Origin of the sequence: Streptomyces hamibioticus (assembly GCF_047946815.1) — a bacterium.
Taxonomy (GTDB): Bacteria; Actinomycetota; Actinomycetes; order Streptomycetales; family Streptomycetaceae; genus Streptomyces.
Genome location: NZ_JBKKQY010000001.1, coordinates 4558199 through 4569223 on the forward strand (window position 1 = coordinate 4558199; position 11025 = coordinate 4569223).

An 11025-nucleotide genomic window follows, 5' to 3' on the forward strand; every position below is an offset into this window, starting at 1 on the left:
CTCGGGGTGGGGTGCACCGGATCGCTCACACTATCCGCCCAGTTCAGCGTCCGGCGACGCCGGTGACAAATTCCACGACGCTTACAACCGGGCAATCCACCCAATTCCATGGACAAGAGTCCGTTCCTGCGACTGCCTTTGAGGCCGCTTTACCCGCAGGCGTCCTCGGCGGCGGTGTTCCCGCTGAACGTCGGCTCGGGGGAATCCGCGTCCGCGGGCTCGTCCCCCCGCCTTTCGCCGGACGTTGCGTCGTCGTGTCCGTACGGTCCGTGACCGGCGGAATCGGGTGCGCCCTCGGTGGCGGCGACCGCCACCGGTTCATCCATTCGCAGGCGGGTGAACAGCTTCTCCGCCGCGCTCTCCACGAGTTGGTCGCGATTGACGTCCTGTGCGTACGGCTCCCGCGGAACGGTCAGGAATTGCACGCGTTCGGTGGGAATGTCGCGCAGCCCGCGCACGAGGTCGTACAAACCGCGCAGGCTCGCCAGATCCGGGTCGGTGGTGAGAGAGGAGGTGGCGGCGTCCAGAACCGGGTACAGCTTCGCCGGATTCAGCAGAACGCCATTGCTTCGCACCTTGTTGACGAGCGCCCCGAGGAAGTGCTGCTGCCGTTCCATCCGGCCGGTGTCGCTGCCGTCGCCGAGCGACTTGCGGGCGCGGACGTAACCGAGCGCCTGTTCCCCGTCGAGCGTCACCCGCCCGGCGGGCAGCCGGAGGCGGGCCGCCTCGTCGTCGATCGGTTCCGTCAGGCACACCTCGACGCCGTCGACCGCGTCGACCATCTCCTTGAAGCCGTGGAAGTCGACGACCACGTGGTGGTCGAGGCGGATGCCGGTGAGTTTCTCCACCGTCCGGATCGTGCACGCCGAACCGCCCGCCTCGAAGGCGTAGTTGAACATGGTGAACACCGGCTCGGTGCGCGAGCCGTCCGGGCGGCGGCAGCCGGGCACGTGCACCATCAGGTCGCGGGGGAGGGAGACGGCGGTGGCGCTGCGCCGGACGGCCGCCAGGTGCAGCAGGATCACGGTGTCCGAGCGCTCGGTCCCCGGGTCCCGCCCGTAGCGGGCGTTGTCGTCGCCGGAGCGCGAGTCCGAGCCGATCAGCAGGATGTTCTGGGCGCCCTGCACCAGGGCGGTGGGGCGCTCCTCGTCGTACCGGGCGAGCTCGGCCGCGGCGGCCTCGTCGGGCGTGATGTTCCCGTCCAGCTTGGCGTACACCGCCCAGCCGGCGGCCGCCGCGCCGGCCGTGACGACGGCGACCGCGAGGGCGGCCCCGCCCAGCCGGCGCCGGCGCCGCCGCCGTAGCAGTCCGGGCCCGGACGCGGACGCCCCCGCGCCGGGCCCCAGGGTCCGGCCCCCGGCGGCCCCGGAAGCGGTCTCCGGAGCGGCCTCCGAAGCCGCCTCCGAAGAGGACGCCTCTGCCCTGTCGCCCACGTCTGGCGCCACCCCTCATGCCGTACGAGCGTGCCGTGCCTACGTGTCGTGCGTGCGTGCTGCTGGTCCTACGACCATGGCCCGGATGCGGGGTCGGGGCTGGGCGGGGATGGGCCGAATGGGGGGCGGGGGTGGCCGGGTGGGGTGGTTGGGCGGCTGGTCGGGCAGGCAGGCGGGCGGGCGAGCTGGTCGGGTGGGCGTTGGCCGAGTGGCCGGCCGAGGGCGTGGCCGAGTGGCCGGCCGAGCTGGTCGGGTGGGCGTTGGCCGAGTGGCCGGCCGAGGGGGTGGCCGAGTGGCCGGCCGAGGGAGTTGACCGAGTGGCCGGCCGATGCCTGAAGGGGCGCCGGTCAGCGAGCCGTCGCCGTCACCCGCTCCGTCTCGATCCGCTGGTCCAGCGCCTCGGCCCCCAGCCGGTCCAGGTGCCGGCACAGCACCACCGACCCGCCGGTCGCCAACGGTCCGTACAGCCCGGCGTTCAGCCCCTCCCAGGTGTCGTACGGCAGCCCCGACAGCAGCCGCGCGCCCGGTCCCGTGAGCCCGAGCCCCGTCGCCTCCGCGCGCGCCCGCTCGACCACCTCGGCCCCGCTGAACTCCCGCCCGGCCACGATGAGCCCGGGCTCCTCCGGGTCCACCGGCGCGTACGGCACGAACCGGTCCCCCTGGCCCGGCACCTCCACCGCGTAGTCGACGAAGCCCTCCGGCACCTGCGGGAACCGTCCCCCGAGCGGGCGCAGCGCCAGCGCGATCCGCGCCCCGGAGCACGCCCGGGCCGCCTGGAGCGACTCCGGCTCCGGTCCGCTGACCGCCACGTCCGCCGCCGCCGGGTCCCCGGCCACATCGGCGACCGCCCCGACCGACGCGCAGGCCAGCAGCCACACCGCCGTCTGCCAGTGCGCGGGCAGCAGCAGCGCGACCCGGTCCCCCGGCTCGACGGACAGCTCGTCCTGGAGGAGGTTGGCGGTCTTGGCCACCCAATTGGCGAAGGTGGCCACGGACAATTCGACGCGTTCGCCCGTGGCGTCGTCGTAGAAGGTCACCAGGGGGCGTCCCGGGTCCGCGGCGAGCGCGGAACTCAGCAGGTCGGCAGGGGTGCGGTCGGTGGCGTTCACCCGCGCAAGCGTACGCGCACCACGCGGCGCGCACCGAGCGGAGAAGGCCCCGGACCACCACCGGATCGGCCGAACACCCCTGGCGGGCCGTCAAGTTCCAAATGGACAGATTTGTACAGTCGTGTCCAGGATCGGGAACATGCGTGGATTCCTTGCTTCCTCGATCGGTGTCACGTGTGCAGCCGCCCTCGCCTTCCCGCTCGCCCCACCCGCGGCCGCCCAGGCGCCCACAAGCGGGAGGCCGTCGGTGTCGGCCGAGCCCCACGTCCCCGGCAACACCCAGTCGCTGCCCCTGAGGCCTCTCGTCGGCGACCGCGCGCCCGGCGCCGCCGTGCAGGGCCTGCCGCGCCGCGACGTACGGCACTTCTCGCTCGTCGGGGTCGTGTGGGACGACCCGGACACCGAGCTCCACGGCAGCGTCCAGGTCCGCACCCGCGCCGCCGACACGGGCGCCTGGTCCGACTGGCAGGACCTGCAGACGCACCAGGCCGAGCACGCCGCCGACCCGGACACCCCCGAGCGCACCTCGGGGCGGGTGCGCGGCGCCACGGCACCGCTGTGGGTCGGTGAGTCGGACGGGGTGGAGGTCCGGGTCCGGGCCCACGCGGACGGAGCCGAGGACCAGGGCGCCGGGGCGACCGACCGGGCCGTACCGCCGGCCGCCGCGCCCCTGCCCTCCGGCCTCCGCCTCGAACTCGTCGACCCCGGCGAGGGTGATCCGCCGCCCGCCGGCGTCCCCGCGGACGGACCGCGCACCGGTGCCCTGAGCGCCGAGGCGGCCGCGGCCGGGGCCGCGTCCGCCGTCAACGCCGACCTCGCCCCGCTCGGCGCCGTCGAGATCCCGGCGCTGAGCCGCGCCCAGACCGAGAGCGAACTGCTCGCGCTGGGCATCGACGCCCTGACCGGGCAACCGGGGCAGTCGGGGCAGCAGCAGGCCAAGCCGTACGTCGGGCCGCGGCCGCGCATCGTCACCCGCCGCGGCTGGGGCGCCGACGAGAGCCTGCGCGAGAAGAAGTTCGCCTACACCAAGAAGGTCAAGGCGGCGTTCGTGCACCACTCGGCCACCGGCAACAACTACCGCTGCTCGCAGGCGCCCTCCGTCATCCGCGGTATCTACCGCTACCACGCCAAGAGCATGGGCTGGCGCGACATCGGCTACAACTTCCTCATCGACAAGTGCGGAAAGATCTACGAGGGCCGGGCCGGCGGGGTGGCGAAGCCGGTGCTGGGAGCGCACACCCTCGGGTTCAACAGCAACAGCATGGGCATCGCCGTTCTCGGCACCTACACCTCCAAGAAGCCGTCCGCCGCGGCGGTGCGGGCCGTCTCCCGGCTGACCGCGTGGAAGCTCGGTCTCTACGGCATGAACCCGCGCGGCAAGACATACCTGAAGTCCGCCGGTGGCAATCTCCACCGAAAGGGCAAGAAGGTACGACTGAACGTCATCTCCGGTCACCGCGACGGATTCCGTACGGACTGCCCGGGACGGAAGCTGTACGGCAAACTCGGCACGGCCCGCTCGACCGCGGCCCGCTACCAGGGACGCTGAGGGCGGACGCAGGGGAAGACGGAGGGGAAGACAGAAGAGCGCACAGAGGGGAAGACAACAGAGGCGGCACGCACCGCACCGCCGTCGCCGGCACCACCGAACGGTCTGCATACACTGGCCGGTCGAAAGACAGTTCGGCCGGTCCCGGCAGGAAGCAGAGACGACAGGTGACAGAAGCGATCCTCCTGGTCGGCGGCAAGGGTACGCGGCTGCGTCCGCTCACGGTGCACACGCCGAAGCCGATGGTCAGGGCGGCGGGGGTGCCGTTTCTCATGCATCAGCTGGCGCGGGCGAAGGCGGCGGGGGTCGAGCACATCGTGCTCGCCACGTCCTATCTGGCCGAGGTCTTCGAACCGTACTTCGGCGACGGCTCGTCGCTCGGACTGCACCTCGAGTACGTCACGGAGGAGGAACCGCTCGGCACGGGCGGCGCGATCCGCAACGTGGCCTCGCGGCTGCACTCCGGGCCGGACGAGCCGGTACTGGTCTTCAACGGCGACATCCTGACGGGGCTGGACATCGGTGCGCTGGTCGACACCCACGAGTCGACGGGCGCGGACGTCTCCCTGCACCTGACGAAGGTGACCGACCCGAGGGCGTACGGCCTGGTCCCCACGGACGACACGGGACGCGTCCTGGCGTTCCTGGAGAAGCCCCAGACCCCGGAGGAGATCGTCACCGACCAGATCAACGCGGGGGCGTACGTCTTCCGCCGTTCGGTCATCGACACGATCCCGGCGGGCCGCCCGGTCTCGGTCGAACGCGAGACCTTCCCGGGACTTCTGTCGGCCGGAGCCCACCTCCAGGGCCTGGTCGACTCCACCTACTGGCTGGACCTGGGCACACCGGCGGCGTTCGTACGGGGCTCGGCGGACCTGGTCCTGGGCCGCGCCCCGTCCCCGGCGATACCGGGCCGCTGCGGCGACCGGCTCGTCCTGCCCACGGCGACGGTCGCGCCCGACGCCAAGCTGGCGGGCGGGACGGTGGTCGGCGAGGGGGCGTTCGTGGCGGAGGGCGCGCGGGTCTTCGGCAGCACGGTCCTGCCGGGGGCGGTGATCGAGCCCGGCGCGGTCGTCACGGACTCCCTGATCGGCAACCGGGCCCGGGTGGGCCAACGCTCGGTGCTGACCGGCACGGTCATCGGCGACGGCGCGGTCGTCGGCGCCGACAACGAACTCCGTGAGGGCGTCCGCGTGTGGTGCGACGCCCGCATCCCGGCGGGTGCGGTCCGCTTCTCCTCGGACACGTAGCCTCGCGGCGGCTTCGGGGTGGCGGTGGCGGTCGTGGGGTGTCTGCGGCGCCGTGGGTGGATGCCTGCGGCGCCTGTGCGGGTGGTTGGGGGTGCGCGTCTCATGCCTGCGGCGCCTGTGCGGGTTCGGTGGGGGTACGCGTAGCGCCTTGGGTGCGGTGGGTGGTTCGGGGCCGCGCCGGGGGGGTGTCCGTCCTCGGAACGTCGCGGAATCGGTCTGTTGTAGAGGGTGCCCGTGTTGACGCGACAACCGCTGCGGGCGGACACCCCCCGACACGTCCCCTTCCCGCCGCGGGCGGCTGCGGGCAGCGCCCAGGCCAGTCGTCCCTTCCCGCCGTGGGCGGCTGCGGGCAGTGCTCTGGCTGGTCGCTTCTTTCGCGCGGTGGGCGAGTGCGGGCAGTGGTCTGGCTGGTCGCTTCTTTCGCGCGGTGGGCGGCTGCGGGCAGTGGTCTGGCTGGTCGCTTCTTTCGCGCGGTGGGCGAGTGCGGGCAGTGGTCTGGCTGGTCGCTTCTTTCGCGCGGTGGGCGACTGCTGGCGCGCCCCGCCTGGCCGTCCAGCCGCGGGGCAGTCGTGCGAACGGCCCGGGAGGTGCCCCCAGGGCGGCACGGGCGGGTGCTGGGGGCACCCCCTCTGGGGGAGGCACCCCGTTCCGCCGGGTTGCGCGGCGCCCCGCCCTCAGCCGTGACGCCTCACAACCGCCCGATGTCCCGCACAGCCATGCGCGGCGCCCGCCTCGGCGGCACCCTCCCGCTCAGCAGGATCAACCGCGCCGCCCGATGCCGCTGCCCGGCATACGGCTCCAGCAGGCGCAGCATCTCCGCGTCATCGGCCCCCCGGTTCCCCGCCAGCGCCCACCCCACGATCCCGGGCAGATGCAGGTCCCCCACCGTCACCGCATCCGGCGCCCCATGACTGCGCTGCACCACCTCCGCCGAGGTCCACGGCCCGATCCCCGGCACGACCTCCAACCGCGCCTGCGCAGCCGTCGGCTCCATCCCGGCCGCCTCCTCCAGCCGCGCGGCGACCCGCACCGCCCGCAGGACGGTGGACGCCCGCTTGTTGTCGACGCCCGCCCGGTGCCACTCCCAGGACGGGATCAGAGCCCACGTCCGCGGCCCCGGCATCACGTACATCCGCCCGGGCACCGGCCCCGGCGCCGGCTCCCCGTACCTCCGTACGAGCAACCGCCACGCCTGATAGGCCTCGACCGTCGTGACCTTCTGCTCCAGCACCGACGGAATCAGCGACTCCAGCACCAGCCCCGTCCGCGTCAGCCGCAGCCCCGGCCGCCGATGCCGCGTCAGCGCCAGCACCCGGTGCCGCGGCCGGAACGCGGACGGGTCGTCGTCCGCGCCGAGCATCCCCGGCAGCCGCTCCAGCAACCACTCCGCGCCCGGCCCCCAGGCCTCGCCCCGGACCTCGCCGCCGCGTGCCGCGACGCGCAGCGTCCCGGGCCCGGCGGGCGTCAGGCTCGCCCGCCACACCGAGCCGTCCGGCATCGCCCGGAACGTCGGGTCACCCGGCCCGCGCCGCAGCGGCCCCAGCACCAGCCCCAGGTCGAACGGCCCGTCCGGCACCCAGGTGCGGACCTTCCCCGGCGCCGCGGCCTGCCGCGGCACGGCGGCCCGCCCGCCGCGCACGGTCGTCCGTGCCGGCCGGGGAGCGAAACGTCCAGCCACGAGTGAGGTCCCGGGAGAAAGAGTGAGCGGAAGAGGTCAGTACGAGGGTAGGCGCTCGCGCCCCGCGGTCACCGCACCTCCACGAAGGCCCCGGCGTCCCGCTCCGGCCGCGGCCGCGGCTCCTCGGCCGGGTGGCCGACCGCGACGGCACCCATGGGGTCCCAGTCCGCCGGCAGGTCCAGCACCTCCCGCACGACGTCCCGGCAGAACATCGTCGACGACACCCACGCCGAGCCCAGCCGCTCCCCGGCCAGCGCCACGAGGAAGTTCTGTACGCCCGCCCCGGCGGCCACCACGAACATCTCCCGCTCGGCCCCGTCCCGCCGCGCGTCCCCGTACGTGTGGGAGCCGTCCATGACCAGGCACGGGACGACGAGACAGGGCGCGTTGCGCAGCACGTCGCCGCGCCGGATCCGCCGGGCGATGGACTCCTCGCTCCTGCCGTCGCCTCTGAGGTCGGCGATCCAGGCGTCCCGCATCGCGTCCAGCAGACGGGCGCGGGACTCCGGGGACTCCAGGAGGACGAAACGCCACGGGGTGGTGTGGTGCGGGGCCGGTGCGGTGACCGCCGCGGCCACCGCCCGCCGTACGGCTCCCGGATCGACCGGCTCGTCGGTGAAGGACCGGACGGTACGGCGCTGGCTCACCGCCTGCCGTACCGCCTCCGAGGTGCCCAGGCGGAACATGTCGTCCCGCGCCCCGCGCACCATGGCGCGCGCCCCGTCGCCGTCGTCCTCGGCCACCACGTGCGGCAGGCCGCGCACCACGGCGACGGGCAGCCCGGCGGACTTGCCCTTGACCAGGTCGCCCGCGGCGGCGAGTTCGTCCGCCGTGGCGACGACGGTGGCGTTGAGCGGGTTGCCGTGCGCGTCCGTGCCCCCGCGCAGGTCGTCCAGGACCCGGACGCCGGCCGCGCCGATCGCCACGTCCGTCAGCCCCGAGCGCCAGGGCCGGCCGACGGTGTCGGTGACGACCACGCCGACCTTGACCCCGAGGGCGTCGCGCAGCCCGTCGCGGATCGCGCGGGCCGAGGCGTCCGGGTCCTCGGGGAGGAGCAGCACGGTACCGGCGGGGGTGTTGGACGCGTCGACGCCCGCCGCCGCCATGACCAGCCCCTGGCGGTTCTCGACGATCCGCAGCGTGCCGCGCCGGGCCACCACCCGTACCGTCTCCGCGTCGATCGCCGCCTCCCGGTCGGGCGCCCGCACGACGCGCCCCTCCGCCTTGGACACGATCTTGGAGGTGACCAGCAGGACGTCCCCGTCGGCCAGCTGCGGTTCGGCCGCGGCGATGAGCTCGGCCAGGTCGGCACCCGGGGTGATCTCGGGCAGGCCCGGTACGGCCCAGACCCGGTAGCCGTCCGCGCTCACGCGGCCCGCACCTCCTCCGCGAGGGCCAGCGCCTCGCGGGCCATCCGGGCGGTCGCCGCCACGTCCGTCATCATCAGCGGCACCGCCCGGCAGAGGATGCCGGCCGCCTTCACGCGCGTCACGGCCTCCGCGTCGACCGTGTCGACCAGCCAGCCGTCCAGCAGGCCCGAACCGTAGTGCTCGGCGACCGCCGCCGCCGTGGCCTCCACGCCCACCGCGGCCAGTACCTTGTCGGCCATCCCGCGCACGGGCGCGTCCCCGACGATGGGGGACAGGCCGACCACCGGCACCCCGGCGTCGGCGATCGCCTCGCGGATGCCGGGCACGGCGAGGATCGTGCCGACGGAGACCACGGGGTTGGAGGGCGGGAAGAGGATCACGTCCGCCTCGGCGATCGCCTCCAGCACGCCGGGCGCCGGCTTCGCCTGCTCGGCGCCGACCGGCACGACCGCCTCGGCGGGGACGGAGGCGCGCAGCCGTACCCAGTACTCCTGGAAGTGGATCGCCTTGCGCTCGCCGTCCAGCTCGACGGCGACATGCGTCTCGACCCGGTCGTCGGTCATCGGGATGAGGCGCACGCCCGGCTTCCAGCGGTCGCAGAGGGCCTCCGTCACCGCGCTGAGCGGGTATCCGGCGCCGATCATCTGCGTCCGCACGATGTGCGTGGCGAAGTCCCGGTCGCCGAGCCCGAACCACTTTGGGCCCACGCCGTACGCCGCCAGCTCCTCCTTGAGGTGGAAGGTCTCCTCGGCCCGCCCCCAGCCCTGCTCCTCGTTGATGCCGCCGCCGAGCGTGTACATCACCGTGTCGAGGTCCGGGCAGACCTTCAGCCCGAAGAGGTGGATGTCGTCCCCGGTGTTGCCGATGACCGTGATGTCCGCGTCCGGCGCGGCCTGCTTCAGACCGCGCAGGAACCGGGCACCGCCGATGCCGCCTGCCAGAACCACAATGCGCATGGCCCCAGTCTTGCAGGCGGGTACGACAGTGCGTCAGGCAGTCGTCACGGCCCCGGCATCGTGCGGCGCTGCGGCCGTGCACTGCGCCGAGTACGCCGCGTGCATCGGCATCTCCGTCAGGCCCGGGTGGTAGACGTGCAGGCTGACCGCCGGCTCCAGCGCGTCGTTGATCACCTCGTGCACGTATCCCGGAGCGAACACCCGCTGGGTGCCCGGCCGCAACGCGCGCGTGCCGCGCCGCGTGCGCTCGGTCAGGGTGCCGTCCAGGACGGTCAGCACGCCGGACGAGGGGCCGTGGTCGTGCAGCCCGCTGCCCTGGCCGGGCACCCAGGACAGCAGCCACACCTCGTAGCCGGGGCCGGTGCGCAGCCGGTGGTACCAGCGGGTCGTGGCGTCGTAGCGGACCAGGTGCTCCCACTGGGTCCGGTCGGCGGCGATGGAGCGGGCGAGACCGGCGTACTCGGCGACGGTGGCCGGGTGCTCGCGCGGTGCCTGGAGGAGGTGCGGGACTTCGAGGATGTCGCCGGCGATCTGCAGGTCGCTGTCGCTGTTCATGGGGTGCGGTGGTTCCTCGGCGGAGGGGAATGGGGGATGCGGAGAAGACGGAGGGCGCCCGGGTGAGGGCGGCGCGGAGAAGCGGTCGGGTGGGGTGGACCCGGGAAACAGCCGGAGCGCGCTTGGCTCAACAGCTGGAACGGCAACAACAGCTACAGCGAGCACGGGCAGCACCGTGGGACCCGGCGGGGCGGGTCGAGGTGAGTGCCAAGTTCGCGAGCATGCCCACTAGGACACCGGCTCACACCCGCACTGTCAACTTGATGCCCGTTATGTGGGACATGGTTCACCTCTTCCGGTTCATCTCACAGGTGAAAGGTTTGCTCACCCGGTTGTCGGGACACATGGCGCACAAGCCGGGCGCACAACCCCCGTTGCGATCCTGTGATGCGAACGTGATCCAGTTCGCTTCGGCGGGTGCGTCGGAACGAGATCGAACACGAGGGCGTCCTCCCCTGTGCAGGTGCTGTGTGGGGGTGGGGGCCCTCGCGGGCCTCGTTGGTATGTCAAGGTTTATGGCGATTTGAACACTTTCCGCATGGCCTTGGTTCCGCAGAGTGAATAAGGGGCCCAATAGCAGATCTCGGCTTGACTCGCCCGGAGCAGCACACTTGTAATTTCACTCGTGTCGTTCAGCCGGAATCGGTAACGGCAACATCACGGGGACGCGAAAGACGGACGAGGGGCGCACATGACCGAGCTGGTGCAGCAACTGCTGGTCGACGACGCGGACGAGGAACTCGGCTGGCAGGAGCGCGCACTGTGCGCCCAGACCGACCCCGAGTCCTTCTTCCCCGAGAAGGGCGGCTCCACCCGGGAGGCCAAGAAGGTCTGCCTCGCCTGCGAGGTCCGCTCCGAGTGCCTCGAGTACGCGCTCGCCAACGACGAGCGCTTCGGCATCTGGGGCGGCCTGTCCGAGCGGGAGCGCCGCCGGCTGAAGAAGGCCGCCGTCTGACGGACGGCACATCGGATCAGTACGCAAGTCTTCAGGGCACGGCCCGTCGCAGGTGGGTTATCCACAGGCGGCGGGCCGCCCTGTTGCCCAGCCGCTAGTGTGGTCGCTCGTCCGAGACGCCCCGCCGCCCCCATCAGGCACGGGCGTCCACCGCAGTCCACCGAACCGGG

Annotated in this window: 9 protein-coding genes; 3 read left to right on the top strand and 6 right to left on the bottom strand. The window is 73.2% G+C overall.

Going from position 1 to position 11025, the window contains the following annotated elements; all coding sequences use genetic code 11:
• Positions 1-149: 149 nt before the first annotated feature.
• Positions 150-1346: an LCP family protein gene (locus tag ACLGIH_RS20835; protein WP_416529438.1), complete on the bottom strand. Its 1197-nt coding sequence runs from the start codon at positions 1344-1346 to the stop codon at positions 150-152.
• A 434-nt stretch (positions 1347-1780) separates the two neighbouring features.
• Positions 1781-2542, bottom strand: a complete 762-nt coding sequence (locus ACLGIH_RS20840; protein ID WP_416526774.1) for a TIGR03089 family protein — start codon at positions 2540-2542, stop codon at positions 1781-1783.
• A 139-nt stretch (positions 2543-2681) separates the two neighbouring features.
• Between ACLGIH_RS20840 and ACLGIH_RS20845 the strand changes: the two genes are divergently transcribed.
• Both ACLGIH_RS20845 and manB read left to right on the top strand, forming a co-directional pair.
• Positions 2682-4091, top strand: a complete 1410-nt coding sequence (locus tag ACLGIH_RS20845; protein WP_416526775.1) for a peptidoglycan recognition protein family protein — start codon at positions 2682-2684, stop codon at positions 4089-4091.
• A gap of 167 nt (positions 4092-4258) precedes the next feature.
• On the top strand, positions 4259-5341 hold the full coding sequence (gene manB / locus ACLGIH_RS20850; RefSeq protein WP_416526776.1) for a mannose-1-phosphate guanylyltransferase: 1083 nt from the start codon (positions 4259-4261) through the stop codon (positions 5339-5341).
• Between the two features lie 688 nt (positions 5342-6029).
• On the opposite strand, the gene ACLGIH_RS20855 is transcribed toward manB, so the two are convergent.
• The 4 genes from ACLGIH_RS20855 to ACLGIH_RS20870 form a co-directional block, all read right to left on the bottom strand.
• Complete coding sequence (locus ACLGIH_RS20855) at positions 6030-7019, bottom strand: DNA-3-methyladenine glycosylase family protein (RefSeq protein WP_416526777.1); 990 nt, start codon at positions 7017-7019, stop codon at positions 6030-6032.
• A 68-nt stretch (positions 7020-7087) separates the two neighbouring features.
• The gene (locus ACLGIH_RS20860; RefSeq protein ID WP_416526778.1) at positions 7088-8389 is read right to left on the bottom strand and encodes a coenzyme F420-0:L-glutamate ligase; all 1302 of its coding nucleotides are present in this window, start codon (positions 8387-8389) and stop codon (positions 7088-7090) included.
• On the bottom strand, positions 8386-9345 hold the full coding sequence (cofD, locus tag ACLGIH_RS20865) for a 2-phospho-L-lactate transferase (RefSeq protein WP_416526779.1): 960 nt from the start codon (positions 9343-9345) through the stop codon (positions 8386-8388). Before cofD ends, ACLGIH_RS20860 begins: the two co-directional genes overlap by 4 nt.
• Positions 9346-9378: 33 nt before the next feature.
• Positions 9379-9900, bottom strand: coding sequence for a cysteine dioxygenase (locus ACLGIH_RS20870; RefSeq protein WP_416526780.1), 522 nt, complete (start codon positions 9898-9900; stop codon positions 9379-9381).
• 691 nt (positions 9901-10591) lie between these two features.
• Between ACLGIH_RS20870 and ACLGIH_RS20875 the strand changes: the two genes are divergently transcribed.
• Positions 10592-10855, top strand: a complete 264-nt coding sequence (locus ACLGIH_RS20875; RefSeq protein ID WP_003975777.1) for a WhiB family transcriptional regulator — start codon at positions 10592-10594, stop codon at positions 10853-10855.
• Positions 10856-11025: the final 170 nt, after the last annotated feature.